Below are 26,339 nucleotides of genomic sequence, written 5' to 3' on the forward strand. Positions count from 1 at the left end.
GATGTAAATACTCAGCTTAATTGAGGTGCCGCGGCCTGTCGAATTTGGACATCGGCTGCGATCTGTTTCGGGGCATATCTTGAAAAATTTGCATGGGATGTTTTTGAGCCGTCTGGCTTTGGGCACGGCCGCCGTTGTTTTGCTGGCGCCAGCGATGGGCCACGCGCAGGACACGACCGTTCTGCAGCAGATTACCGTTGAAGGGCAGGGCGCGGAAAACGCGACAGGTCCGGTCCGGGGTTATGTCGCGAAGAAAAGTGCGACCGGTTCGAAAACCGAGACGGAAACCAGGGATATTCCGCAATCCGTATCGGTCGTCGGCCGCCAGGAAATGGATGACCGCGGCGCAGTGACGAAAATCGACGAGGTACTGCGTTATACCCCCGGTGTGACGGCGGAGCCCTTCGGCACCGACCCGGATACGGACTGGATTTATATTCGCGGTTTTCAGGCCACCCAGACCGGCGTGTTTCTGGATGGTCTGAACCTGTTCAGCTACGGTTTCGGCGGTTTCCAGATGGATGCCTACGGTCTGGAGCGCGTGGAAGTTCTGAAAGGCCCTGCCTCGGTGCTTTATGGCGGCGCCAATCCCGGCGGTATTGTGCAGATGGTCCGCAAGCGCACGCAGGATGAGCCGGTGCGCGAAACGGAAATCGGCATCAATAATTTCGGCAATGCCTTCTTCGGTTTCGATCTCGGCGACAAGGTCGATGGTGAAGGCGTGTGGAAATACCGCGTCACCGGCAAGGTCTCCGGCGGCGACAATTACACCGATTATTCCGAGGATTTGCGCGGCTTCATCATGCCGCAGATCACCTTCGAGCCGGACGCGCAGACAAGTGCCACGCTTTACGGTTATTTCTCGGCGCTCGATCAGGTTCATATCGGCAACGGCTTCCTGCCTTATGTCGGCACCGTGGTCGACGCGCCCTTCGGCAAGCTCGACCGCAAGGCCTTTTATGGCGAGCCGGATATCGACAATGGCCGCGTCTACCAGTCCATGGTGGGTTACGAGGTCAGCCATGAATTCGACAATGGCTGGAAGATCAGCCAGAACGCCCGCTATGGCCACCTCTACAAGCATGAGACCGGACCCTATGCCGGCGGCTGGGCCAATACAGATGCAAACGGCCAGCCGATCCTCGATGCCACCACCAACGACTATATGTTGACTCGCTTCGGTTACGATGGCGTGTCGAAAGTCGACAGTTTCGGCGTGGATAACCGGGTCGAAGGCCAGTTCGATACCGGCGCGGTCAATCACTCTCTGCTCTTCGGTCTCGACTATAAATATTACCGGCTGGACCAGGTGCAGGCCTGCTGCGGATCGAATGCAATCGGTGCGCTCAACCCGGTCTATGGCTCGACGCAGGGAACGAATTTCGTCTATGCCGACAATATCGTGACCCAGCAGCAGATCGGCATCTACGCGCAGGACCAGCTGCGCTTCGGCGATGGCTGGCTGGTCACGCTGAACGGCCGTTACGACTATGTCGACACCGAGCTGAACAATAGGCTCCCTGCGGGTCTCTCCCGCCGCTCCAATGACGATGCGCTGAGCGGCCGCGCCGGTCTCGCCTATGAATTCGACAATGGCCTGACACCCTATGTCTCGGCGGCCACTTTCTTCAATCCGCTCATCGATACGCTTGCGGATGGCACTCCCGCTTCGCCGGAAGAGGGACACCAGTTCGAGGCCGGTATCAAATATGAGCCGACCTTCTTCGACGGCAGCATCACCGCCTCCGTCTTCAAGCTGGTCAAGGACAATGCCATCGTTTCCTATACGGCCGGCGGCGTGACCACGAGCGGTCAGTTCGGGCAGGTGGAATCCACCGGCTTCGAGCTGGAGGCCAAGGCCAATCTCACCGACAACTGGAAGGCGCTCGCCTCTTATTCCTATACGGATCTGGAGATTACCCGCGACGCCAATCCTAACCTTATCGGCAAATCGCCATGGATCGTGCCTGCCCACACCGCCTCGCTGTGGCTGGACTATGCCTTTACCACAGACGCGCTGGAAGGTCTCAGCCTCGGCGGCGGCGTTAGGTATCAGGGCAAATCCTGGGCGGATGAGGCAAATACGCTGCGTGTTCCGGATGCCGCCGTCTTCGACGCTGCAATCCGCTACGAGAAGAACGACTGGACCGCATCGATCAACGTCGCCAATGTCTTCGACAAGGAATATGTGAAGAGCTGCGCCGGCGTCTCCGTCTGCGGCTGGGGCGATAGCCGCACCATCACCTTCAAGCTTTCCAAGAAGTGGTAAGGCTTGGCCGAAGGCCGGCAGTTGCGGGGAAAGCAGTTTGCCACTATAAACATGAATAGATTTATCATGTTTATAGTGGCGCCATGGCGCCCTGCGGGATCGAGAGGCCATGGCTTTCCGCGTGCGGATGGAAAATGAGATCGAGGGCTTTGCCGTCATCGGCGGCCCGCGCTCGCGGGTGTGGAACGGCATCGTCGCCGATCTCTGGGATGTGCGTTGCGCCCCGAAGGCGGGCGGCCGTTATGTCGGCAAGGATCCGCGTTTCGTTTTCCTGCTGGACATGGACGGGACGGATGACGGCCGGTTCATGATGAACCGCTGCCGCCGCGACAATTACGGTTCGTCCAAGGCGAACCGTATTTCCTTCGTGCCTGCCGATCTGGATGTGCATGCCGAACTGAGCAACGTCTCCTTCGTGCGCCACCTCGATCTGCATTTCGATGCGGGATTGCTGGGCGCGCGGCTGGTGCAGGGCTTCGATCCGCACAGCCTGCTCGATCCGCATCTGATGTTCGAGGATGAGCGCCTGCTGGCGCTGGCGCGATTGATTGCCGCCGAATGTGATAATCCCGATCCGCTGCATGACCTTTATGGCGAAAGCCTCGTGCTGGCGCTATTAACGGATTTCCTGAAAGTGAAGCGGGAGCCGGTCAAAAAACGCAGCAAGCTCGCCGCCTGGCAGTTGAGGGCGGCGACGGATTACATCCGCGAACATTGCCTGCGGTCGATCCGGCTGGAGGAACTTGCGGAACTCACCAACCTGTCGCAATCGCATTTCAGCCATGCCTTCAAGGCCTCCACCGGCGTGCCGCCCCACCAATGGCAGATGCAGGCGCGCATCGATCGCGTCAAGGAACTGATGATGCGGACCGACATGGCGCTGACCGACATCGCCATTGCCGCCGGTTTTTCGGATCAGGCGCATTTCTCTCGCGTCTTTCGCAAGATGGTCGGTGTTTCTCCCTCCGTCTGGCAGAAAATCCGCCAATAAAGACGCGTTTTCGTTCCATTCTCCTTCAAAAAAATTCCCGCCGAAGCACCTGAAACGCCGCGGAACGAATTGTCCGTCGAGGGGTTTACCAGACGTGACACAAACGAGGAAAATCAAGGAGGAAAGGCACATGATGCATCAGGAACCCCGCGCCGGACAGGACCCCTATGTCAAGGATACGCCGAGCCTGATCGCCAGCGACAAGGTGGAAGGCACGCGCGTCTACGGCGCCGACAGCAAGCATATCGGCTCGATCCAGCGCATCATTCTGGAAAAGCGCGGCGGGCGCGTGGCCTATGCGGTCTTGAGCTTTGGCGGCTTCCTCGGCATCGGTGACGACTATTATCCGCTGCCCTGGGAAAAGCTGCATTACGACGAAGAACTCGACGGCTACCGCATCGATCTCACCAAGGAAGAGATCGAAAACGCGCCGCACTTCGCCAATCTCGATGATAACGACCTGCTGAACGCCAAGGACCGCAAGGTCTACGATTATTACGGCGTCGCACCCTATTGGATGTAAGGCCAAGGAAAAGCGCTTCCGGCTGTTTGATCACCGAAAGCGTCGCAAATAAAAGAACGGCTCCTTTTCAGGAGCCGTTTTCTTTTGGGTGCGTCAATGCGGGTTTTTCTGCATCTCGGAAACCGCATCTGTGAAGCACTTTCGTGCTTCTTCGGGCGATTTACGTCCGTCAAGGGCGGCACGGCAGGCGCTTCTCGCTCTCACGAAGCTCAATCCGCGAATTTTGGGCCAGCCTTCGGTCAATAATGTCAACGCTTCGAAGGGGCCGGCGATGACACTCTTGCCATTCGCCTCGAGATTGACCTCGACAGGCTCTGTCCATCTCTCGTTCTTCATCGTGCACCTCCCAGAGCAACGCGATCCCGAAATACACCCGACAGCGAAGCAACCCATGAACGCAGTCGTGTGTCACTGCTGCTTAGGATATGCGCAAGCGATCGAATTGACAACGGGGATCAGCGGAAGCCGAAAAACGACAGGATCGCCAGAACGATGACGACGAGGCCGACGATGTAGATGATCTGGTTCATGATTTTCTCCTTGGCTGGTGTCATCACCATAACGTGAGGGAGAAGATGAGGTTCCAGCAGCCAATGAGAATTTAATCACGTACTAAAATGTTGCGGGCGTCCCATCGCCGGTGAGAGCGGATGTCACCTCCGCAGGATCACCCAGATCGCGTGGATAATGCCGGGAACATAACCGCACAGCGTCAGGAGAATATTCAGCCAGAAATGCAGGCCAAGCCCGACCTGAAGAAACACGCCGACGGGCGGAAGGATGATGGCGATCAGGATACGAATGACGTCCACGATGACAGGCTTTCCAGTTGTTTATGACCTGCCGGAGAACGTGTGGTGGGCGGTTTGGTTTCAAAGGTTCCGGTGATCGCGGGAACTGGGTGAAGACTCATCCAGCAACAGCATTGCCGACTCTCGGATTATCTCTGGTCGGTGCCTGATAATCTGCAGATGACCATCAGGCCGACGATCAATGGGAAAGACGAACTCATCGACAAGCTTCGCCTTGAGTTGCTTGCTGGCGAGGCGATAACGCACCAAAATTCTTATCAATGCCAGCAGGAAGCAGGGAGGAATCAATAGCCATAACGCCTTGATCCAGTCCGGCGATGATTGGAATGTATCCAGAAGGTCCGCCCAAAAGTTGTAATCATTCATGATCTTGCGCCATAGGTGGCAGGTGGCTCGAAATCAAATATGTATTAAAATACATGGAGAAATTTTTCGCGCAACGGCCTTGTGCCGTTCATGGAGATAAAGAAACGCTTCGGATTGGCTGTAAAGGAAAAGCGGGTTGCGCTCGGCATTTCGCAGGAAGAGCTTGCGATGCGCATCGAGGCCGATCAGGCCTATGTAAGCCGGGTTGAAGCGGGGCAGATAAATGTAACGCTCGAAACCATGCAGCAGATTGCCTCCGCTTTAAAAACGGATGCGGCAGAGTTGCTGATATTGCGGCAAATTTAGTCGAGCGGACGAAGACGATTACTTTGCCGCCAAAAAAGACGGGCAGCGACCGTAATGCAGCAATTAAAGCATCCCACATCGTCCGCCATCTCCGGCAAATTTAATGTAGTATATAGTCAACATTTTGAAAATGACAACCAAAAATGAGACTCATAGTACGTGGGCATATCGTCGTCATTCGCACTTATTGCCTTCATGGAAGATGTACGCGCGATCCTGGCCCGAAATATCAAATCGGCCCGCAAACGGCTGAATATCTCGCAGGAAGAACTTGCCTCGCGAACACAAATCGATCGAACTTATGTATCGGGTATTGAGCGGCAGGTAAGAAACCCCACCATCACCGTGGTCGCAAAATTTGCTGAAGCGCTGAACACGACGACCGCCGACTTGTTGTGCAACAACGGTGAATAAAAACCCATCATCGATCGACGTAGATCACCATTCTAAGCGGCGTAGCCGATCATTATTTGCCGCTTGCGTTCGACATCTCGTGTTTAGCTGCACGCGCAAGAAACCCGGATCGTGTTAGCCCTCTCGATTCAGCGAAGGCGTCAATCTCCTTCAGGACATCTTCCGGAAGCGTGATGTTGAGGCGAACGGATTTTTTGCTCTCTGTCCTGAGAGCGACGAGAATGGCGACGCCATCCCTGTTTTCAGGGGCAGCCATCACCGTATCGAGAGACGACGGTTCGGGAATCGCTTCCCCATCCTCGATCATCCCCTCAACATGGAGCGCCAGGGCTTCTTCCGCCATGCGGCGGGCATCGTCAAGATCGGTGCCGGCAGTCACGACACCGGGAAAATCAGGGAAGGAAACACCGTAATCGCTATCAGCGTCCTTGTGGATCAGCCCGATATAGTTACGCATTGTTTTCACCTCAATTTCAGTCCGGATTGTTTTTCAATGCTTTTGAGCGTGCCTATCGGCAAATCCCGTTTCGGATGGGGAACGGTCACACGGCCCTGTTTCGTAGGGTGTTTGAATTGAACGTGGCTACCTTTGGTGTTCACCTCGTACCAGCCGTCCGCCTTCAATACCGAAATGATATCGCCGCTCTTCATATGTGTATAAATACACATAATTATGTGAAAAGTCAACAATTGGCGGACTGCGAAAATAAACCTTTCTGCCCTCTAACGCGCGTAAAGACGGATAGAGACAAGGCTTGGCAACCCAGCGCTTTGAAATGGATTTGTTATTTGGAAATGGTGCCGCTTACGTGACTCGAACACGTGACCCCGTCATTACGAATGACGTGCTCTACCAACTGAGCTAAAGCGGCCCGATTGTGACCCGTTTGGTGCGGATCAGCTTCATGGCGGGCTGATACAGGCAATGCTGACGGATTTCAAGCCTTGAATGTGCTGGTTTTGAAATTTCCGCAAAAAGCTTTGCCTGTCCATTGTTTACCGGAGCCTTCAGCCTTTCCCGCAGATGCGCTTTTTGGCCGTTTCATATTCATTTGCCAGACGATCGACGAGCGCCGCCACCGGTTCCACCGCCTTGACGGCGCCGATGCCTTGCCCCGCGCCCCAGATGTCTTTCCAGGCCTTGGCGCCGCCGGAGACCGTTTCGAAGTCCATTTTCGAAGGATCGGCTTCGGGCAGATTGTCGGGGTCCATGCCGGAGGCGACGATCGAGCTTTTCAGGTAGTTGCCGTGTACGCCCGTGAAATAGTTCGAATAGACGATATCCTTGGCCTGCGCGTCCACAATCGCCTGCTTGTAGCCTTCGGAAGCGCGCGCTTCCTCGGTGGCGATGAAGGGGGAGCCGATATAGGCCATATCCGCGCCCATAGCCTGCGCCGCGAGAATGGAGCCGCCATTGGCGATGGCGCCGGCCAGCAGCAGCGGGCCGTCGAACCATTCGCGGATTTCCTGAACGAGGGCGAAGGGCGAAAGCGTGCCCGCATGTCCGCCGGCACCCGTCGCCACCGCGATGAGCCCATCCGCGCCCTTGCGAATGGCGGAGCGGGCATGGCGGTCGTTGATGACGTCATGCAGCACGATGCCGCCATAGGAATGCACGGCCGCATTGACCTCGGGCACCGCGCCAAGCGAAGAAATCACCACCGGCACCTTGTATTTCACGCAAAGGCCGAGGTCATGCTCCAGCCGTCGGTTGGACATGTGCACGATCTGGTTGACCGCGAAGGGCGCCGCCGGGCGCTCGGGATTGGCCCGGTTGTGAGCGTCAAGCTCCTCGGTGATCATTGCCAGCCACTCGTCGAGCTGGCTTTCGGGCCGCGCATTGAGCGCCGGGAAAGCACCGATGACGCCGGCCTTGCACTGCGCCAGCGTCAGCTGCGGATGTGAAATGATGAATAGCGGTGATGCTATGACCGGAAGACGCAGATTGTCTTTCAGCACGGACGGTAGCATGTCTCCTCCCACGAATTACGTTTACGCGCACGTAAGTCAATATCGCGTTCAGCAGCAGATTGAAAGCGAAAACAGCGTGGCATTCGCCTCTCGAATCTGCGTTCGTAGCGCCACAATGAATTGATTTTCCCCAAGGCAATCCGGTCTTTATCACAAACGATGCTTGCGGAGGGGCGGTATAGCCGTTACCGAATCGTGAACCCATGGCGCAGCGCCGCATATTTTTTGCAAAGCGCAATAGAACAAGGATCGGTCGTGAGCGGACTGGAAACGGCAATCAGAAATGCTCTGGAAAAATCGGACAGATCGAACGCCGAAGTTCGTGCACGGATTTACCAATCCTCCCGCCAGGCACTGGAAGCGGGCCTGCGCAAGCAGGGCATAGACGATCCGCAGGTTGTCTCCCAGCAGCGCCAGCGGCTTGAAGGCCTGATCCACCAGATCGAGAATGAAGAGCGCAACCGGCTTCTGGACAGGGTGGAGCAGCAATTGCGCCCGCCCGCACCGGAAAGTCCGGCGCAGGACGATCACTCGGTCGACCCCGTTTCGCAGTCGCCCCACCACGACGATATGGGTGTTGAGCCGGAGCTGCGTGGCGAAACGCGCGATGTGCGGCCGGGGGCCGCCGCTGCTCCGGAGCCGCTGAGTGCGGGACAGCGCAATGGCAAGCCGCCGAAGAGAGGTTCCCGCGCGGGCGCCTCCTCGCTTGCCTTCCGTCCGGAGGGCGCGGTTGGCCGCCGCAAGCGCCGGGGTCTTTTCGCCCGGCTTTTCATCTACGTGACGCTTCTGGCCTTTATCGGTTTCGGGGCCTGGTGGGTCTATTCCTCAGGCCTCCTGCTCTCTCCGGAGCAGCGCGATACCAGCGTGCCCAATCCGCCGGCGCAGGTGCAGGCAGAGGATTTCAACGGGACGGAGCCTGCGCCGAGCCTTTCCGCCGGCCGTGGTTTTTCCGATGACTGGGTGGAAGTCTTCAATGCGGAGCGTGGCAGTTCCGGTGTTTCGGCCGGCCCGCGCGCCAGTGTCGAAAACATCGCCACACCCGCCGGCAAGGCTATAAAGGTGACCTCGAGAAGCGTTTCGCAGGATGGCGCGGTCAGCGTCGAGGTTCCGGTGGAGGTGATGCGGGATATGGCGGGCAAGTCCTCGACCATTTCGATCACGCTGCAATCCTCCAGCGACCGGCAGACCCAGGTGTCCGTCGCCTGCGATTTCGCGACATTGGGCGATTGCTCCCGCCACCGCTTCACCGCCACGGCCGAGCGCGCGGACATGCTGCTGAACACGACATTCGAACGATCTCTCGCTCCCAATGCGCCGGGCAGGATCTTCATCAACAGCGATATCGATGGCAGCGGCCGCCCGGTCAATCTTTATTCCGTGCGCATTCTGCCGGGCCAGTAAGGGAAAACAGGCGTCTCGAATGGAGGCGCCTGTCAGCGTCTTCCGGTCCTATTTGAGAAAATCCGGCCCAGATCCCAAAATCTTGTCGTCGATTTCGCCGATTGCCTTTTTGTCCTTGCCCTCATAGTCGAGCGCAAGAAGAATGTGGCGGATGAGGTTCACCCGCGCGCGGCGCTTGTCGTTGGCGCGCACCACCGTCCAGGGGGCGGCATCGGTGTGGGTCTTTTCCAGCATTTCGTCGCGCTTCTGCGTATAGTCGTCCCATTTCGTCAGCGCGGCTATGTCCATATCCGAAAGCTTCCAGCATTTCAGCGGGCTGTGGCGGCGGTCATGGAAGCGTTCGATCTGCGTTTCGCGGCCGATGTCGAGCCAGAATTTGAAAAGATTGATGTCTTCATGGGCTAGCATCTTTTCCAGACGCGGCGTTTCCTTGAGGAAGCGCTTGTGTTCCTCCGGCGTGCAGAAACCCATGACCGGCTCTACGCCTGCGCGGTTATACCAGGAGCGGTCGAAGAGAACGAATTCGCCGGCGGTCGGAAAATGCGAGATATAGCGCTGGAAATACCATTGGCCGCGTTCGGTTTCCGTCGGTTTGGTCAGCGCCACCACGCGGGCATAGCGTGGGTTGAGATAGGCCCGGGTCGCGAAGATCGCCCCGCCCTTGCCCGCCGCATCGCGGCCCTCGAAAACCGCCATGACCCTTTTGCCGGTAGCCTGCAGCCAGAACTGCACCTTGACCAGCTCCACCTGCAGCGCCTCGAGGGCAGTGTCATAGTCTTCCCGCTTCATCTTCTTGTCGTAGGGAAAATTGCCGGCGGAAAGTTTCTTTTCCTCAACCCATTCAGGAAGAACCGGATTGTCGATGTCGAAGCTGCGCAGTTTGCCGCCAATGGTGATCTCGACCGTCCGCTTCTTCGTTTCTTCGCCCATGGGTTCCTCCAGATGTTGTTGTGTAAAGGCAACTCGCCGCCAATGAGTTCACATCCATTGCCAGAATTCAAGTGAAACAGGACCGGTTGACCGGGATGCGGCGGCGGGAGCGATTGCCGCGTTGATTTTGCGCATATACGTTGTGGAAAATGCGCGATGATGAATCTCTGTCATGAAGCTGGCCTATGAGATTTCGATGCGCTGTCAGATGAAAGTGGAAAGAGCAGGCTGAAATGGCAGTCATGGAAGGCGATGGTGGATTAAGGCGTTTGGGAAGGAAGCTCGGCCGAAACTGGTTGCCCGTTCTCATCGTCAGCATGCTCGCCATCGTGGCCGTTGCCGAGCTCAACACGCCCTATATGCCCGCCGCCCTGTGGCTTTGCGCCGTCATTGCCATCCTCGCCGCTCGGGAGGGGCCGGCGGCGGCTCCCGCAAAGGACGGCAGCCCGGCTGCGGACGCAGATGAGCAAGAAGTGCCCGGCGAAAGCGTCATTTCCGGCGTAAGGGCGGGCCTCGCGGTTCTGGATACCCCCGTTTTCATTCTCGACAGGAACGCCAGCGTGCTGTTTCAGAACGGCGCGGCCGAGCGCGCCTTCGGCCAGTTGCCCGCCGGGGCGCATATTTCCGCCCGGTTGCGCTCTCCCGGCCTTTTGGATGTCATTCGCGAAACCATCACCACCGGCCAGCCCAACCAGGTCGAACATTCGGAGCGCTTCCCTTCCGAACGGGTCTTCATCGTCCGCATCGCCCGTGCGGATATGGGAGAGGGGGCAGGTCCGCCATTCTATATCCTGTCGTTCCGCGACGTCTCGGAGCTTCGCCGCATCGACCGGATGCGCAGCGACTTCGTCGCCAATGCCAGCCATGAATTGCGCACGCCGCTCGCTTCGCTCCGCGGTTTCATCGAAACCATGCAGGGGCCGGCGCGCAACGATCCGAAGGCGCAGGAACGTTTCCTTGCCATCATGCTTGATCAGGCAACCCGCATGAGCAGGCTGGTGGACGATCTCATGTCCCTGTCGCGGCTGGAATTGCGGGCCAACATCGCGCCCGACCAGAAGGTCGATCTCGTTCCCGTCATCGGCCATGTGCGCGATACCCTGCTGCCGCTTGCCGACGAGCTGGATGTGACCATCACGCTGCACCTGCCCGACCGGCCGGCAGAGGTGCAGGGGGACCGCGACGAACTGGTGCAGGTATTCCAGAACCTCGTTGAAAATGCTTGCAAATACGGCCAGGAAGGCAAGGTCGTGGATGTCTGGCTGCGCGCCGAGCCCGGCAAGCCGGTGGAGGTGAGCGTCATCGACAAGGGGCCGGGCATTCCCGCCGAACATGTGCCGCGCCTGACGGAGCGTTTTTATCGTGTCAGCGTCGCCGACAGCCGCTCGAAAAAGGGCACGGGTCTCGGGCTTGCCATCGTCAAGCATATCCTCACCCGCCACCGCGCCCGCCTCATCATTAAATCGGAATTGGGCAGCGGCACGGACTTCACCGTGAGATTCTGACATAAAATATGCATCTGCTTTTAATGTGTGGATATTTATAAATAAAATCAATAATTTAGATTGTCACAAATCTTTCGTCAAAGTGACATAAAAGGATGGGGCTACGGTGGTTAAGAAAAGGTCGCCGAGCGCAAGCTAAGAGCGAGTGTCGCTATCGGCTGCGTCCACAACAAAGCCCACGACGGGAGAGACAAATGAACATCGTTAAATTTTCCGCAGCAGCTCTGGTGGCTTCTGTCGCCTTCGCTGGCGCCGCCGCTGCTCGCGACCAGATCCAGGTTGCCGGTTCCTCCACGGTTCTGCCCTACGCCAAGATCGTTGCCGAGACCTTTGCCGAAACCTTCCCGAACTTCAAGGCTCCGGTTGTCGAGTCCGGCGGCACGGGCGGCGGTCTGAAGGCGTTCTGCTCGGGCGTCGGCGAGGCACCATCGACATCGCAAACGCTTCGCGCAAGATCAAGAGCGACGAACTGGCCGCCTGTAAGGCTGCTGGCGTTGCCGACGTTCAGGAAGTGAAGATCGGCTACGACGGTATCGTCTTCGCGATGGACTCGTCCAACAAGGACATCAAGCTCGAGCCGAAGGATCTTTACCTCGCTCTCGCCGCTGAAATCGTCAAGGACGGCAAGCTCGTTGCCAACCCCTACAAGAAGTGGTCGGAAATCAACAAGGAACTGCCTGACGTCGCGATCGCCGCTTACATCCCGGGCTCCAAGCACGGCACGCGCGAAGTCTTCGAAGAGAAGATCATGGCTGACGGCTGCAAGGAAGCCGGCGCCACCGACGCCATCAAGAAGATCGTCACCGACGCCAAGCAGGCTGCTGCCAAGTGCGTTGCAGTCCGCAAGGACGGCGCTGCAGTCGACATCGACGGCGACTACACCGAAACGCTCGCCCGTATCGACGCCAACAAGACCGGCCTCGGCGTTTTCGGCCTCGCTTTCTATGAAAACAACGCTGACCGTCTGAAGGTCGCGACTGTTTCGGGCGTCGTTCCGTCCACCGAAACCGTTGCCAGCGGCAAGTACCCGGTTTCCCGCCCGCTGTTCTTCTACGTGAAGAAGGCTCATCTGGGCGTTATCCCGGGCCTTAAGGAATATGTCGAGTTCTTCGTTTCCGACGAAATGATCGGCCCGGATTCCCCGCTCGCCAACTACGGTCTGGTTGCTGCTCCGGATGCAGAGCGCGAAGAAATCCGCTCGAAGTTCTCGGCCGGCTCCACGATGTAATGAAGAAAGAGGGGTGCGGCTTTGCCGTGCCCCTCATTCGGCTTCGCTTGGGCCGTCGTCCGCGGTTGACAGTTCCTAACCATCGCCATCCACATGATTGTCGATGGATTACAGATGGATAGGATGTATCAACCTTGACGCTTGCCAGACTATGATACAGTCAGGCGGCAGGCATCATGGGATGGTCCAGCGGTCTCGTTTTGATGACTTTTTGATTTGCCCGATATCGCACCGTGCTCTTGAGGCACGCCGAGGGAACTCTAATGAACACATCGATCCTTTTGCTGATACTGGCGCTCATCGGCATCGGCAGCTATCTGCTCGGCAGCCGCCGTGCCGTTGCCCTGTCTGGCGGTCGCCCCTCCAGCATGCATTCCCGTGCCGGTTATCACGGTTCCTACGCGGTCGTCTGGGCGGTGCTGCCCGCGGCGTTCATTCTCTGTGCCTGGCTCATTGTCAGCCCATTGCTCGTCACCTCGGCGGTGCGCGGTAGTTTCCCCGAGGATGTCCGGGCGCAATCCGAAGCGCAGCAGAGCCTGACCTACGGTATGGTGACCTCCATCGCCCGTGGCCTCCAGCGGCTGACGCCGGAGGAAACCGCGCAGGTCGAGGCGGACACGGCTGCGGTCCGGCCGCTTCTGGCATCGAAGGGTGTTGCAATCGCCGGCGATCCCGAGCGGTTCATGGTCGATGCCGCCCACACGCTCAACAGCATGACCTCCACCAGCCGTATCGCGATGATCGCCGTCGTGCTGCTGGCCGCGCTCGGCGGCGGCGCCTATGCGCTGCGCGCGATTGCGCCGCGTTTCCGGGCGCGCAACCAGGTCGAGAAAGTCATTCTCGCGGCCCTGCTCGTCGCCTCGTCCATCGCCATCCTCACGACCATCGGCATCGTCCTGTCGATGCTGACGGAGGCGATCCAGTTTTTCACCATGGTTCCGGCGCACCAGTTCTTCTTCGGAACGGTCTGGGATCCGCGTTTTGCGGCGGCAGGCGCCACCGACTCCTCCGGCCAGTTCGGCCTGATCCCGCTGCTCGCCGGCACGCTTTATATCGGCCTGGTCGCCATGCTGGTTGCGGTTCCGGTCGGTCTCTTCTCGGCGATCTACATGGCGGAATATGCCTCGCCGCGCTTCCGCTCCATGGCAAAGCCGCTGCTTGAAGTGCTCGCCGGCATTCCCACCATCGTCTACGGCTTCTTCGCGCTCACGACGGTCGGTCCTTTCCTCAGAGACATTTCCACGCAGATCAACGGTCTGGCGACGGGCAACTACGCCAACTTCATCCAGGCGCAGAGCGTCATCACTGCCGGCTTCGTCATGGGCATCATGCTGATCCCCTATGTGTCGTCGCTGTCGGACGATATCATCACCGCCGTGCCGCGTTCGCTGCGTGACGGTTCGCTCGGCCTTGGCGCCACGCGCTCCGAGACGATCAAGAGGGTCATTGTTCCGGCCGCTCTTCCGGGCATCGTCGGCGCCGTGCTGATGACGGCGTCGCGCGCCATCGGCGAAACCATGATCGTGGTTCTCGCGGCCGGTGTTGCCGCCCGCCTGCAGCTCAATCCCTTCGAGCCCATGACCACGGTGACGGTCAAGATCGTCAGCCAGCTCACCGGCGACCTTGAATTCACCTCGCCGCAGACGCTGGTTGCCTTTGCACTCGGCATCACGCTTTTCGCCATCACGCTTTGCCTGAATATCTACGCGCTTTACATCGTGCGCAAATACCGGGAGCAATATGAATGACCGACATCGTTTCTCCCGCAGCCGGCGCGAGCGCCGTCAACAAGGCCACGCGCCGTGATATCGGCATCAAGCGCCGCTATGCCGCCGAACGCCGCTTCCGTGCCTACGGCATGGCAGCGATTTCCTTCGGCCTCATCTTTCTCTTCCTGCTGCTTTTCTCGGTGGTTTCCAAGGGTTACACCGCCTTCCAGCAGACGATGATCACCGTTCCGGTCGAATTCTCCGAACAGATCATCGATCCGAAAAATGAGCGCGCCACCAATCCCACAAAGCTGATGACGGCCAATTATCCCGTCATCGCCCGCGATGCGGTCGCCAAGGTCCTTGGCGTTGCGCCGACGGACCGCGCCGGTCTTCGCGCCGTCAACCTCCTGATTTCCGACAGCGTGCGCACGCAGCTTCGCGACATCGTCGTCGCCGATCCCGCCGTCATCGGCACCACGCGCACCGTCACGCTTCTGGCTTCGGGCGATGTCGACAGCGCCTTCAAGGGCCAGGTCGACCTGAAGGCGGATGAAGCCAATCGCCGTATCTCGAACCAGCAGCTCGGCTGGATGAACCAGCTCGCCGAAAGCGGCCAGCTCGGCAAACATTTCAATACCGGCATCTTCGTCAACGGCGCGTCGAGCCGTCCGGAAGCGGCAGGTGTGGGTGTGGCGCTGATCGGCTCCTTCTACATGATGCTGATCGTGCTGGTGCTGTCATTGCCGATTGGCGTCGCGGCCTCCATCTATCTCGAGGAATTCGCACCGAAGAACCGTCTGACGGATCTTATCGAGGTGAATATTAACAATCTCGCGGCCGTTCCCTCTATCGTTTACGGTCTGCTCGGACTCTCGGTTTTCATCAACTTCATGGGCTTTCCGCGCTCGGCCTCGCTGGTCGGCGGCCTCGTCCTGACGCTGATGACCCTGCCGACGATCATCATCGCGACGCGCGCTGCCCTGAAAGCCGTGCCGCCTTCTATCCGCGCCGCCGCCCTCGGCCTCGGCGCTTCCAAGATGCAGACGATCTTCCACCATGTGCTGCCGCTCGCTATGCCCGGCATTCTGACCGGCACCATCATCGGTCTCGCCCACGCGCTGGGCGAAACGGCGCCGCTGCTTTTGATCGGCATGGTGGCATTCGTTGCGAATTACCCGACAACGCCGATGGATCCGTCCACGGCCCTGCCGGTGCAGATTTACATGTGGGCGAACGAAGCCGAGCGCGCCTTTGTCGAAAGGACATCCGGCGCTATCATCATCCTGCTTCTGTTCCTCATCGTCATGAATGTTGGCGCAATCCTGTTGCGTCGCCGCTTCGAACGGCGCTGGTAGAGGGAGCTTGAGCAATGAACATGTTGTCGGAAGCAGCAGTTGAAAAGGCGCTGGACAAGAAAATGAATGAAGTCTCATACAAGATGATCGGCAAGGACGTTTCGGTTTATTACGGCGAAAAGCGCGCGCTTTACGACGTGAACCTCAACGTTCGGGAAAATACGGTGACCGCGCTTATCGGCCCGTCCGGCTGCGGCAAATCCACCTTCCTGCGTACCCTGAACCGTATGAACGACACGATCGACGGTTGCCGGGTCACCGGCAAGATCACGCTCGACACTGACGATATCTACGACCAGGCGATTGACGTCGTGGAATTGCGCGCCCGCGTCGGCATGGTGTTCCAGAAGCCGAACCCCTTCCCGAAGTCGATCTACGAAAACATTTCCTACGGTCCGCGCATCCATGGTCTCGCCCGCAACAAGGCGGATATGGACCAGATCGTCGAGCAGAGCCTGCAGAAGGCGGGTCTCTGGAACGAGGTTAAGGATCGCCTGCACGAATCCGGCACCGGTCTCTCCGGCGGTCAGCAGCAGCGTCTGTGCATCGCACGCGCAGTTGCCGTCAGCCCGGAAGTGATCCTGATGGACGAGCCCTGCTCGGCTCTCGACCCGATCGCGACCGCAAAGGTCGAGGAACTGATCCACGAGCTGCGCACCAATTACACCATCGTCATCGTCACGCACTCCATGCAGCAGGCGGCGCGTGTTTCCCAGCGCACGGCCATGTTCCATCTTGGTCATCTTGTCGAGGAAAACGAAACCGACAAGATGTTCACCAATCCGGACGACCAGCGCACGCAGGATTACATCATGGGCCGCTTCGGCTGATCCCGGCCGGCGCTTTATCGAAACCGAACAAGACTGGTGCTTCTGCCGTGCCCGCTTCCGGGTACGCGCATGCAGGCCAAGCCGGAGGACTAGACCATGACACAGACAACGACCCATTCGCACATCGTTTCCGTTTATGACGATGAATTGAAGTTTCTAACGCGCCGCATCGCCGAAATGGGCGGTCTTGCGGAGCAGATGTGCGCCGACGCCGTGCGTGCGCTCGTCAATTCCGATGCCGCGCTTGCCCAGAAGGTCATTTCCGACGATGCGATCCTCGACCACGCCGAGCGCGAGATCGGCGACAAGGCCATCGTCACCATCGCCAAACGCCAGCCGATGGCGGCAGACCTTCGCGAGATCATCGGCACCCTGCGTATTGCAGCTGACCTTGAGCGCGTCGGCGACCTTGGCAAGAACACCGCCAAGCGCGTCATCGCGGTTGCCGGCACCGGCGTGCCGCGCAAGCTCGCCCGCGGCATCGAGCATCTGTCGGAACTGGCGCTGGTACAGCTCAAGGAAGTGCTGGACGTCTATTCCACGCGTTCCGCCGAGAAGGCCAATGCCATTCGCGAGCGCGACGAGGAAATCGACGCCATGTACACGTCGCTCTTCCGTGAGCTTTTGACCTACATGATGGAAGATCCGCGCAATATCACCACCTGCACGCATCTTCTGTTCTGCGCCAAGAACATCGAGCGTATCGGCGACCACGCCACCAATATCGCCGAGACGATCTATTACATGACCACCGGCAGCCAGCCGGAAGGCGAGCGTCCGAAGGACGACAGTTCCAACACCCTCGGTTCGGTGACCGAGTAACAGACAGGCAGCGGCTTGCGGAGTTAGTATATGGTGCCCAAGATTGCAGTTGTGGAAGACGAGGAAGCGCTGAGCGTCCTGCTTCGTTACAATCTCGAGGCTGAGGGATATGACGTCGACACGATACCCCGTGGAGACGAGGCAGAAATCAGGCTGCAGGAACGTATTCCGGACCTTCTTATCCTGGATTGGATGCTTCCCGGCGTTTCCGGTATCGAACTGTGCCGTCGGCTCAGGATGCGGCCGGAAACCGAGCGCCTGCCCATCATCATGCTGACGGCGCGCGGCGAGGAAAGCGAAAGGGTTCGCGGCCTCGCCACCGGCGCTGACGATTATGTCGTCAAGCCGTTCTCGACACCGGAACTCATGGCCCGCGTCAAGGCGATGCTGCGCCGCGCCCGCCCCGAGGTTTTGTCTTCAGTGCTGAAATGCGGCGATATCGAACTGGATCGCGAGACCCATCGCGTTCACCGCAAGAGCCGCGAAGTGCGCCTCGGCCCGACGGAGTTCCGCCTGCTGGAATTCCTGATGACCTCTCCCGGCCGGGTGTTTTCCCGCTCGCAATTGCTGGATGGCGTCTGGGGTCACGATATCTATGTGGATGAGCGCACCGTCGACGTGCATGTCGGACGTCTGCGCAAGGCGCTCAATTTTTCGCATATGCAGGATGTCATCCGCACCGTGCGCGGCGCCGGATATTCAATGGAAGCCTGAGAAAACCGAAACCGATGGTTTCACTTGGGATAAATTCCCCAAAAATCAGAAGGCCCGAGACCCGAACGGTGTCGGGCCTTTCGATTTTGAACCTTCCGCAAACGTGTATCCTTGTTCTTTTGAAGGTGACAGACGGTCTGCTGAAAGCCGGATTGCGCGGTGAAACCTGACAGGAGGAAGGGCGCGGCACGTCGCCGACAAATTCAGAGCATTTGCCGCAACGGCGCATCGCGGTTTTACATCCGGAGAATGCGCGAGAACAGGGATCGGGAGCGCCTCTTAAACAACGCGGGCTCCGCGTCTGAACCACTTTGGATTCCGCCATAAAAAAACGGGCCCGAAGGCCCGTAGTTTTTGAGTGTCGAATGCGTGCCGCAACACTCAAGCCTTGCGACGCTCGCTTACCGGCTGGTAGGCGAGCTTTGCATGGAACTTGCAATAGGGCGAAGATTCCAGTGCTTCACAACCGCAGAAATGGAAATCATCCTTCAGCGGATCGCCGACCGGCCACTTGCAGGTGCGCTCCGTCAGTTCTGTCAGCGTCAGGCGGCGGGAAATCGGTGTCACGACATTTTTGGAGGGAACGTAATCGAGAACTTCGGCGGTCTCGATATCGATCTCCTCGTGCAGCGCCGTTGCCGCGCTCGAGCGGTTCAGGGCGCGTGCAGGTGCTGCGCTGACGCGGGTCGCGAAATTCGTCGCGCGCGGGGCAGGGGCGGCGGTGCGCTTGGGCGCGGAACGCGCCGAAGTAACCGGGCCGCCGGCCTTCACGCGTCCCGGCAGGTTGAGGCGATGGACCTTGCCGATGACGGCATTGCGGCTGACGCCGCCCAGCTGTGCTGCTATCTGGCTGGCGCTAAGCCCCTCGGACCACAATTTCTTGAGTTTTTCGACCCGTTCGTCTGTCCAGTTCATGCCGCTTCTCCGCTTGTCGCGTATAATGTCGGCAGAATCCCTCTCCGCCTCGCGGGCGTGCCGCGAGCGTGGTTTCTGCCTGATTTTTGGTGACTAGTTCCGCCGCAATGCAGTCTAGTAATTAGCGATTAACCTAGTGCCACGCAGACTCCGTGGCAAGAGTCGCAGGAATCATCTCGAATCGATTTTCCGGTTTTCCCCAACTTGCTGGCGAGTTGAGTCTGAAAGGCAACACCTTGGGCCTCGTCCGCCGCCACCTACTAGGGCTTGAGAAGCCCGGGAAACGCGGACTTTTGTTGACATCGGCAGGCGAAGTGACAATAGTGCCCCTGCCGCCGCGAGGCGGCATTTTTGATTTTCAGGCAAGGGATAACCCCGGAAGCCTATTGACAACCGTCTGACAGCGCATCCGCGCAAGGAGTGATACAGCCATGGCCGAAGCCGCCGCGCCATTGTTCGATACGTTTGCAAGAGCCCCCCTGCGCTTCGAGCGAGGCGAAGGCGTCTGGCTGTTCACGGAAAGCGGCGAACGATATCTGGATTTTGCGGCCGGCGTCGCGGTCAACTCGCTGGGCCACGCCCATCCGCACCTCGTGGAGGCGATCAAGACCCAGGCCGAGAAGGTCTGGCACGTCTCGAACCTTTATGAAGTACCGGGCCAGGAAAAGCTTGCAAAGCGCCTGACGGAAGCGACATTCGCAGACAAGGTCTTCTTCACCAATTCCGGCGCGGAAGCGCTGGAATGCGCGATCAAGACCGCGCGCCGTTATCATTATTCCAAGGGGCATCCGGAAAAATTCCGGATTGTCACTTTCGAAGGTGCCTTCCATGGCCGCACGCTGGCGACGATTGCCGCCGGCGGCCAGCAGAAATATCTCGAAGGTTTCGGCCCCAAGGTCGAAGGTTTCGACCAGGTGCCCTTCGGTGACGTCGATGCGCTGAAAGCCGCCATCACGGCCGAGACGGCCGCGCTTCTGATCGAGCCCATTCAGGGTGAGGGCGGCATTCGCGCACCAGCCAAGGAATTCCTGCAGCTGCTGCGGTCGCTCTGCGATGAGCATGGCATGCTGCTGATTTTCGACGAGGTCCAGACCGGCGTTGGCCGTACGGGCAAGCTCTTTGCCTATGAGCAGACGGGCGTTGCACCGGATATCATGGCGGTTGCCAAGGGTATCGGCGGCGGTTTCCCGCTCGGCGCCTGCCTTGCGACGGCGGATGCCGCTTCCGGCATGACGGCGGGCGTGCACGGCACCACCTATGGCGGCAACCCGCTGGCCATGGCTGTCGGCAATGCCGTGCTCGATGTTGTCCTCTCCGAGGGCTTTCTGGAAAAGGTCCGTGATGTCGCGCTGGTCTTCCGCCAGGGCCTTGCCTCGCTGAAGGATCGTTATCCTGACGTTATCGAGGAAATTCGTGGCGAAGGCTTGCTTCTCGGCATCAAGGCCAAGGTTCCATCGGGCGAGCTGCTGCAGGCCATGCGCGCCGAGCATCTGCTGGGTGTGCCGGCGGGCGACAACGTCATCCGTCTTCTGCCGCCGCTCGTCACCACGGCGGAAGAGGCCCGTGAGGGTCTGTCACGCGTGGAAGCGGCCGCCGCTTCCCTAACAGCGAAACAGGCAAAAATCGCCTGAGGAAACAATAAAGGGCGGGCCTCTTCCCCGAGGCTCGCGAGCATGGGACAGTTTGAAATGGCTTCACCTAAACATTTTCTCGACCTGTCGGCCGTCAGCTCGCAGGACCTGCGGGCAATTCTCGACGATGCCCGCGCACGCAAGGCCGCCACCAAGGCCGGAACGGCGGAAAAGCCGCTTGCCGGCAAGATGCTGGCAATGATCTTCGAAAAGCCTTCCACCCGCACCCGCGTCTCCTTCGATGTCGGCATGCGCCAGCTCGGCGGCGAGACGCTTTTCCTCTCTGGTACGGAAATGCAGCTCGGTCGTGCCGAAACGATCGGCGATACGGCCAAGGTGCTGTCGCGTTACGTCGACGCCATCATGATCCGCACGACGGATCATTCGCGCCTGCTGGAGCTTGCTGAACACGCGACCGTGCCGGTCATCAACGCCCTGACGGATGACACGCATCCCTGCCAGATCATGGCGGATATCATGACCTTCGAGGAACATCGCGGCCCGGTCAAAGGCAAGACCATTGCCTGGACGGGTGACGGCAACAACGTCCTGCATTCCTTCGTCGAAGGCTCGGCGCGCTTCGGTTATCGCATGACGATGGCAGTGCCGATGGGCTCTGAACCGCACGACAAGTTCCTGAACTGGGCGCGCAACAATGGCGGCGAGATCATGCTGTGCCACGACGCCGACAAGGCCGTTGCGGGTGCGGACTGCGTCGTCACCGATACCTGGGTGTCCATGAACCAGGAACACAAGGCGCGCGGCCACAACATCTTCCAGCCCTATCAGGTGAATGACGCCCTGATGGCCAAGGCGGAAAAAGACGCGCTGTTCATGCATTGCCTGCCGGCCCATCGCGGTGAGGAAGTGACGGATGCCGTGATCGACGGTCCGCAATCCGTCGTCTTCGACGAGGCGGAAAACCGCCTCCACGCGCAGAAGTCCATCATCGCATGGTGCATGGGCGTCATCTGATGAGCAATCGCCCGGCCTGACACGCGTCACGCCGGGTGCTTGAACTTGCGCGCATAGATTACCATCTGTGGGACTTCGAAGAGGCTCGTCGGTTTTGCTGGCGGGCCATCATCACGATTTGCACGTTTTTCCCCGGAAGCGGTTTCTCTTCCCGGGTCTCTGTGCGACAAGCGAAAAAAGCACATTTTAAAAGCCGGACTTTTGGACGGTAGCGGCGCCACGGCTGCGCCAGGGAGTATGACATGGCAGATGTAACGGTTGAACTGGACGATCTCGATTTTGCTGGCGACGACAAGGTTGTGCCCTTTCAGGTCGAAGGTCTGGATGTGCGCGGCCGCGCCGTGCAGGTGAGTCCGCTGCTGAATGCCATCCTCGAGCGGCATGACTATCCCCCGGCGGTCGCCCGCCTGCTGGCGGAAGCGACCGTTCTGACGGCGCTGATCGGCACGTCGCTCAAGTTTTCCGGCAAGCTGACCGTCCAGACCAAGGGTGACGGCCCGGTCGACCTGCTGGTTGCGGATTTCACCGCGCCGGAAAGCATGCGCGCTTATGCCCGTTTCGATGAGGAGCGGCTGGCGGAGGCAATTGCGGCCGGGGCGACGTCGCCGGAGCAATTGCTCGGCAACGGCATTCTGGCCTTCACGATCGATCAGGGGGCGGGCATGCAGCCTTATCAGGGTATCGTGCCGCTCGATGGCTCGTCGCTGGAAGACATTGCCGGGGTCTATTTCCGTCAGTCGGAACAGCTTCCCACCCGCGTGCGGCTGGGCGTTGCCGAATTCTTCGACCGTGATGGCGAAGGCAAGCCGCGTCATGGCTGGCGTGCGGGCGGCGTTATCGCGCAGTTCCTGCCGCAGGCGCCTGAGCGGCTGCGCATGCGCGACCTGCATGGCGGCGATGGCGACGAAGGCGGTCACGAGGTGCTGGAAGACGATGCCTGGACCGAGGCGGTGACGCTGCTGAACACGGTGGATACCGACGAGCTGACCGATCCGCAGGTGCCGGTGGAACGCCTTCTCTTCCGGCTTTTCCATGAGAGCGGTGTGCGCATCTATGATCCGCAGGCGGTTTTCGACCGTTGCAGCTGCTCGCGGGACAAGATCAAGGGCGTGCTGTCCGGCTTCACCGCCGAGGAGATCGAGGCAAGCGAGGAAGACGGCGCCATTGCCGTGACCTGCGAGTTCTGCTCCACCACCTATCGCTACGATGTCAGCGAATTTGAGAATGCCTGAATGAAAGCCGCGTCCTGAAGGGCGCGGCTTTTTCATTGCCGGGTGAATGTCAGTTCAGGACCCGCATCAGGCCGGGTGAATCCAGCGAAAAGGCGGGTATGGTGACGTTGAACACCTCGCCATTTTCCGTTTCCATTTCATAATGGCCGAACATCAGGCCGGAAGGTGTATCCAGCGGGCAGCCGGAAGAATATTCGTAGCTGTCGCCCGGTTTCAGATGCGGTTTCTCACCCACAACGCCCGGCCCATAGACCTCATCCACCTGTCCGTTCTGATCGGTGATATGCCAATAGCGATTGACGAGGGTAACCGGAATATCGGAATTGTTCGCGATCACGACTTTGTAGCCCCAGACGTAACGATCGTCATCCGGGTCGGATTGTTCCTCGAGATAATACGGATCGACCGTTACCTCGATATCCCTTGTCAGAGCACGATACATACGCGCCACACCTCGATATTATGCCTGCCGCCGCATCCTACACTATAGGCTCTGGCTATCGTCAAGAAAATGAATGACTTGACGGGCAGGAGGCGTCTCCTGTTGCGCTGTTTTCCACCGTTAGGGATAACGGGAAAGGTAAATATTGGTTGCCTGAAGCGGTCTTTTTGGACCATGCAGGCGAACCATGGCCCGACACGCGGTCAGGCCATGGCAATTTGCAGATTGAATTTTCAGGCCGAAACGGCCGCCAGACCCTTCGCCAGATCCTCCAGCAGATCGTCGGTATCCTCGATGCCGCAGGAAAGGCGCAGGGTGCCGCCGGAAATGCCGAGTTCGGCACGCGCCTCATCGGTGAGGTTCTTGTGCGTCGTCGTGCCGGGGTGGGTGATGAGGCTCTTGGCGTCGCCGAGATTGTTTGAAATCTTCACGATCTCAAGCGCGTTCTGCAGCTTGAAGGCCGCTTCCTTGCCGCCCTTCAGTTCGAAAGCCACAAGCGTCGAGCCGCCGGACATCTGCCGCGCGATGATATCGGCCTGCGGGTGATCGGCGCGGCCGGGATAGATGACCTTGGCGACCTTGCCACTATCGGCGAGAAAATCGGCGATTTTGCCGGCATTGGCCGTCTGCTGTTTGACGCGCAGCGGCAGGGTCTCGATGCCTTTCAGAAGCGTCCAGGCATTGAAAGGCGACATGGCCGGGCCGGTATGGCGGAAATAATCCTGCAGTTCTTCTTCGATCCACTTCTTGTCGGAAAGGATCACGCCGCCAAGGCAGCGGCCCTGGCCGTCAATATGCTTGGTGGCCGAATAAACGACGATATGGGCGCCGAGTTCGAGCGGCTTCTGGAAAAGCGGTGTGGCGAAGACGTTGTCGACCACCACCTTCGCACCGATCTGGTTAGCGAGCTTCGCCACGCCGGCAATATCGATGATTTCAAGCGTCGGATTGGTCGGGCTTTCGAGGAAGAACAGCTTGGTGTTCGGCTGGATCGCCTTTTCCCAGTTTCCGAGATCGCGACCGTCGATCAGCGTGCATTCGATGCCGTATTTCGGCGCAAGCGTTTCGACCACCCAGCGGCAGGAGCCGAAGAGGGCGCGGGCCGCAACGATATGGTCGCCGGCGCGCAGCTGGCACATGATGGCGGCGGTGACGGCGGCCATGCCGGAGGCAAGTGCGCGGGCGTCTTCAGCGCCTTCCAGCAGGCACATGCGCTTTTCGAACATGTCGTTGGTCGGGCTCGCATAGCGGGCGTAGATGAACCCATCCGTTTCACCCTTGAAGCGCGCTTCGGCGGCTTCGGAGTTTTCATAGACGAAACCCTGGGTCAGATAGATTGCTTCCGACGTTTCACCGTAAGGGGAGCGTAGCGTACCGCCGTGAACGAGCTGGGTTGCCGGGCGCCATTTATTGCTCATGTGATCACCTTCAAAACAAAAAAACCGGCCGCAAAAGCAGACCGGTTCCTAGCACCCGGTCTTTTTAGCCACTTGTTTAACGTGGCTGCAAGCCGACCGGCCAAATCACCACGGGATAAGCTTGCCATACTGCCGTTACCGGCTTGCGTCAATGCTTTCCTTTTGGTTTTGTCGCCGTAAAAAGGAATGATGACCATGACCAGAACCACGGGCATTTTGGCGGATGGCGCAATCAAGGCGCTGTTTGCGGGCGGCAAGCTGAAGAGCGAGGCCGATCTCGATGCTGATCAGGTGCAGCCCGCCAGCCTCGATCTCAGGCTCGGCTCGAAGGCCTATCGCGTCCGCGCCAGTTTCATGCCCGGCCCCGGAAACCGCGTCATCGACAAGCTCAATCGTCTCAGCCTGCACGAGATCGACCTTACCCAGGGCGCGGTGCTGGAAACCGGTTGTGTCTATATCGTTCCCTTGATGGAAAGCCTTGCGCTGCCGGCGGACATGTCGGCCTCGGCAAATCCGAAAAGCTCGACCGGCCGTCTCGATATCTTCACCCGCGTCATGACTGACAGCGCGCAGGAATTCGACAAGATACCGGCGGGTTATGCCGGCCCGCTCTATCTGGAAATCAGCCCGCGCACCTTCCCAATCGTGGTGCGACGCGGCTCGCGCCTGTCGCAGATCCGCTTCCGCATTGGCCATTCGCTGCTCAACGAAAGTGAACTGCTGAAGCTGCACGAGACGGAAACGCTGGTTGCCAGCGACACGCCCAACGTGACCGGCGGCGGCATCGCGCTCTCGATCGACCTCAAGGGTTTCGGTGAAAACGGACTGATCGGTTATCGCGGCAAACATCACACGGCGGTGGTGGATGTCGACAAGAAGGCCCAGCACGACGTTCTCGATTTCTGGGAGCCGCTCTATGCCCGCGGCCGCGCCGAACTGATCCTCGATCCGGATGAATTCTATATTCTCGTCTCGCGCGAAGCAGTCCACGTTCCGCCGCTCTATGCGGCCGAAATGACACCCTTCGATCCATTGGTGGGCGAATTCCGCGTGCACTACGCCGGCTTCTTCGATCCCGGCTTCGGCCATGCGCAGGCCGGCGGCACAGGCAGCCGCGCCGTGCTCGAAGTGCGCAGCCACGAGGTTCCCTTCATCCTCGAACACGGCCAGATCGTCGGCCGGCTGGTTTACGAGCACATGTTGCAGAAACCGGAAGGCCTCTATGGCACCGGCCTCGGCTCCAATTATCAGGCGCAGGGGCTGAAGCTCTCCAAGCACTTTCGCGCCTAATAACGACCCCGGCGGGTGCTTGACACCCGCTGCGAACTATCCGATGTCTTATGCGCGGTGCGGGTGTAGCTCAATGGTAGAGCAGCAGCTTCCCAAGCTGAATACGAGGGTTCGATTCCCTTCACCCGCTCCAGCGACCTTTCCAACGAGATCAACGACGTCCAACAAGCGCTGATTTTCCAGCGTTTTTGCCTCGCGCGCGCGTAAGGTCGTGCAACGGTATGCAGTGACATCCAGCAATTTTGTCGGTAAAAATTACGGTATTCGTCATCGTGGTGGGAAGCCGA

At 59.1% G+C, this 26,339-nt stretch carries 26 protein-coding genes, 2 tRNA genes, 1 pseudogene and 1 riboswitch; of the genes and pseudogenes, 18 read left to right on the top strand and 11 right to left on the bottom strand.

Going from position 1 to position 26,339, the window contains the following annotated elements:
* Positions 1-79 precede the first annotated feature (79 nt).
* The 3 genes from L904_RS01715 (at position 80) to L904_RS01725 (ending at position 3,783) form a co-directional block, all read left to right on the top strand.
* Positions 80-2,269 (top strand): TonB-dependent siderophore receptor, encoded by a 2,190-nt coding sequence (locus L904_RS01715; protein WP_020810554.1) that lies wholly within the window; start codon positions 80-82, stop codon positions 2,267-2,269.
* Between the two features lie 109 nt (positions 2,270-2,378).
* Complete coding sequence (locus tag L904_RS01720; protein WP_020810555.1) at positions 2,379-3,260, top strand: AraC family transcriptional regulator; 882 nt, start codon at positions 2,379-2,381, stop codon at positions 3,258-3,260.
* A gap of 130 nt (positions 3,261-3,390) precedes the next feature.
* Entirely contained in the window at positions 3,391-3,783 is a 393-nt protein-coding gene (locus tag L904_RS01725; protein ID WP_020810556.1) for a PRC-barrel domain-containing protein, read from the top strand.
* A 93-nt stretch (positions 3,784-3,876) separates the two neighbouring features.
* Here the strand turns inward: L904_RS01725 and L904_RS01730 are convergent, their stop codons facing one another.
* The 3 genes from L904_RS01730 to L904_RS01735 all read right to left on the bottom strand — a co-directional run bounded on the left by L904_RS01730 (position 3,877) and on the right by L904_RS01735 (position 4,961).
* On the bottom strand, positions 3,877-4,119 hold the full coding sequence (locus tag L904_RS01730; protein WP_020810557.1) for a DUF982 domain-containing protein: 243 nt from the start codon (positions 4,117-4,119) through the stop codon (positions 3,877-3,879).
* Positions 4,120-4,436: 317 nt separating this feature from the next.
* Positions 4,437-4,595 carry a YqaE/Pmp3 family membrane protein gene (locus tag L904_RS26605; RefSeq protein WP_020811433.1) on the bottom strand — a complete coding sequence of 53 codons (159 nt, stop codon included), beginning with the start codon at positions 4,593-4,595 and terminating at the stop codon, positions 4,437-4,439.
* A 60-nt stretch (positions 4,596-4,655) separates the two neighbouring features.
* Positions 4,656-4,961, bottom strand: coding sequence for a hypothetical protein (locus L904_RS01735; RefSeq protein ID WP_020811432.1), 306 nt, complete (start codon positions 4,959-4,961; stop codon positions 4,656-4,658).
* 114 nt (positions 4,962-5,075) lie between these two features.
* On the opposite strand from L904_RS01735, the gene L904_RS01740 reads away from it, so the two are divergent.
* Both L904_RS01740 and L904_RS01745 read left to right on the top strand, forming a co-directional pair.
* Positions 5,076-5,267, top strand: a complete 192-nt coding sequence (locus L904_RS01740) for a helix-turn-helix domain-containing protein (protein ID WP_174055965.1) — start codon at positions 5,076-5,078, stop codon at positions 5,265-5,267.
* A 195-nt stretch (positions 5,268-5,462) separates the two neighbouring features.
* The gene (locus L904_RS01745; protein ID WP_035265168.1) at positions 5,463-5,681 is read left to right on the top strand and encodes a helix-turn-helix domain-containing protein; all 219 of its coding nucleotides are present in this window, start codon (positions 5,463-5,465) and stop codon (positions 5,679-5,681) included.
* Between the two features lie 52 nt (positions 5,682-5,733).
* On the opposite strand, the gene L904_RS01750 is transcribed toward L904_RS01745, so the two are convergent.
* From L904_RS01750 to L904_RS01765, 4 genes are all read right to left on the bottom strand, one after another.
* Positions 5,734-6,138: a type II toxin-antitoxin system HicB family antitoxin gene (locus L904_RS01750; protein ID WP_020811429.1), complete on the bottom strand. Its 405-nt coding sequence runs from the start codon at positions 6,136-6,138 to the stop codon at positions 5,734-5,736.
* Between the two features lie 5 nt (positions 6,139-6,143).
* The gene (locus tag L904_RS01755; RefSeq protein ID WP_031234109.1) at positions 6,144-6,332 is read right to left on the bottom strand and encodes a type II toxin-antitoxin system HicA family toxin; all 189 of its coding nucleotides are present in this window, start codon (positions 6,330-6,332) and stop codon (positions 6,144-6,146) included.
* A 145-nt stretch (positions 6,333-6,477) separates the two neighbouring features.
* Positions 6,478-6,553 (bottom strand) — tRNA-Thr (locus L904_RS01760).
* Between the two features lie 136 nt (positions 6,554-6,689).
* A complete protein-coding gene (locus L904_RS01765; protein WP_020811427.1) occupies positions 6,690-7,652 on the bottom strand; it encodes a nitronate monooxygenase family protein in 963 nt (320 codons plus the stop codon).
* 255 nt (positions 7,653-7,907) lie between these two features.
* Between L904_RS01765 and L904_RS01770 the strand changes: the two genes are divergently transcribed.
* Positions 7,908-9,053 carry a hypothetical protein gene (locus L904_RS01770; RefSeq protein WP_020811426.1) on the top strand — a complete coding sequence of 382 codons (1,146 nt, stop codon included), beginning with the start codon at positions 7,908-7,910 and terminating at the stop codon, positions 9,051-9,053.
* A gap of 48 nt (positions 9,054-9,101) precedes the next feature.
* Here the strand turns inward: L904_RS01770 and ppk2 are convergent, their stop codons facing one another.
* Positions 9,102-9,983: a polyphosphate kinase 2 gene (ppk2, locus tag L904_RS01775; RefSeq protein WP_035265061.1), complete on the bottom strand. Its 882-nt coding sequence runs from the start codon at positions 9,981-9,983 to the stop codon at positions 9,102-9,104.
* 233 nt (positions 9,984-10,216) lie between these two features.
* Here ppk2 and phoR point away from each other — a divergent pair, with 233 nt between their 5' ends.
* The 7 genes and pseudogenes from phoR to phoB all read left to right on the top strand — a co-directional run bounded on the left by phoR (position 10,217) and on the right by phoB (position 18,149).
* Positions 10,217-11,488: a phosphate regulon sensor histidine kinase PhoR gene (gene phoR, locus L904_RS01780; RefSeq protein ID WP_035265064.1), complete on the top strand. Its 1,272-nt coding sequence runs from the start codon at positions 10,217-10,219 to the stop codon at positions 11,486-11,488.
* Positions 11,489-11,682: 194 nt separating this feature from the next.
* Positions 11,683-12,716 (top strand): annotated as a pseudogene (locus tag L904_RS01785) (substrate-binding domain-containing protein).
* A 263-nt stretch (positions 12,717-12,979) separates the two neighbouring features.
* Positions 12,980-14,464, top strand: a complete 1,485-nt coding sequence (gene pstC, locus L904_RS01790; RefSeq protein WP_035265070.1) for a phosphate ABC transporter permease subunit PstC — start codon at positions 12,980-12,982, stop codon at positions 14,462-14,464.
* A complete protein-coding gene (pstA, locus tag L904_RS01795) occupies positions 14,461-15,783 on the top strand; it encodes a phosphate ABC transporter permease PstA (protein ID WP_035265072.1) in 1,323 nt (440 codons plus the stop codon). Before pstC ends, pstA begins: the two co-directional genes overlap by 4 nt.
* Positions 15,784-15,797: 14 nt before the next feature.
* Positions 15,798-16,613 (top strand): phosphate ABC transporter ATP-binding protein PstB, encoded by an 816-nt coding sequence (gene pstB, locus L904_RS01800; RefSeq protein ID WP_003519986.1) that lies wholly within the window; start codon positions 15,798-15,800, stop codon positions 16,611-16,613.
* Positions 16,614-16,709: 96 nt separating this feature from the next.
* Positions 16,710-17,435, top strand: a complete 726-nt coding sequence (gene phoU / locus L904_RS01805) for a phosphate signaling complex protein PhoU (protein ID WP_003519985.1) — start codon at positions 16,710-16,712, stop codon at positions 17,433-17,435.
* A 30-nt stretch (positions 17,436-17,465) separates the two neighbouring features.
* Positions 17,466-18,149, top strand: coding sequence for a phosphate regulon transcriptional regulator PhoB (gene phoB / locus L904_RS01810; protein WP_003493692.1), 684 nt, complete (start codon positions 17,466-17,468; stop codon positions 18,147-18,149).
* A gap of 381 nt (positions 18,150-18,530) precedes the next feature.
* On the opposite strand, the gene L904_RS01815 is transcribed toward phoB, so the two are convergent.
* Positions 18,531-19,064 carry a GcrA family cell cycle regulator gene (locus L904_RS01815; RefSeq protein WP_003519984.1) on the bottom strand — a complete coding sequence of 178 codons (534 nt, stop codon included), beginning with the start codon at positions 19,062-19,064 and terminating at the stop codon, positions 18,531-18,533.
* Between the two features lie 431 nt (positions 19,065-19,495).
* Between L904_RS01815 and L904_RS01820 the strand changes: the two genes are divergently transcribed.
* The 3 genes from L904_RS01820 (at position 19,496) to L904_RS01830 (ending at position 22,902) form a co-directional block, all read left to right on the top strand.
* Positions 19,496-20,695, top strand: a complete 1,200-nt coding sequence (locus L904_RS01820) for an aspartate aminotransferase family protein (RefSeq protein WP_035265073.1) — start codon at positions 19,496-19,498, stop codon at positions 20,693-20,695.
* 57 nt (positions 20,696-20,752) lie between these two features.
* A complete protein-coding gene (gene argF, locus L904_RS01825) occupies positions 20,753-21,670 on the top strand; it encodes an ornithine carbamoyltransferase (protein WP_035265076.1) in 918 nt (305 codons plus the stop codon).
* 242 nt (positions 21,671-21,912) lie between these two features.
* Positions 21,913-22,902, top strand: coding sequence for an Hsp33 family molecular chaperone (locus L904_RS01830; protein ID WP_035265077.1), 990 nt, complete (start codon positions 21,913-21,915; stop codon positions 22,900-22,902).
* A 49-nt stretch (positions 22,903-22,951) separates the two neighbouring features.
* On the opposite strand, the gene apaG is transcribed toward L904_RS01830, so the two are convergent.
* Positions 22,952-23,344: a Co2+/Mg2+ efflux protein ApaG gene (gene apaG / locus L904_RS01835; protein ID WP_003503545.1), complete on the bottom strand. Its 393-nt coding sequence runs from the start codon at positions 23,342-23,344 to the stop codon at positions 22,952-22,954.
* Between the two features lie 233 nt (positions 23,345-23,577).
* Positions 23,578-24,762, bottom strand: coding sequence for an O-succinylhomoserine sulfhydrylase (locus tag L904_RS01840; protein WP_035265079.1), 1,185 nt, complete (start codon positions 24,760-24,762; stop codon positions 23,578-23,580).
* A 43-nt stretch (positions 24,763-24,805) separates the two neighbouring features.
* A riboswitch (SAM riboswitch) is annotated at positions 24,806-24,884 on the bottom strand.
* A gap of 73 nt (positions 24,885-24,957) precedes the next feature.
* On the opposite strand from L904_RS01840, the gene L904_RS01845 reads away from it, so the two are divergent.
* Positions 24,958-26,052: a 2'-deoxycytidine 5'-triphosphate deaminase gene (locus L904_RS01845; RefSeq protein WP_035265171.1), complete on the top strand. Its 1,095-nt coding sequence runs from the start codon at positions 24,958-24,960 to the stop codon at positions 26,050-26,052.
* A gap of 59 nt (positions 26,053-26,111) precedes the next feature.
* Positions 26,112-26,185: transfer RNA gene (locus tag L904_RS01850), tRNA-Gly, on the top strand.
* Positions 26,186-26,339 lie beyond the last annotated feature (154 nt).

Origin of the sequence: Agrobacterium sp. LY4 (assembly GCF_001526585.1) — a bacterium.
Classification (GTDB): domain Bacteria; phylum Pseudomonadota; class Alphaproteobacteria; order Rhizobiales; family Rhizobiaceae; genus Agrobacterium; species Agrobacterium leguminum.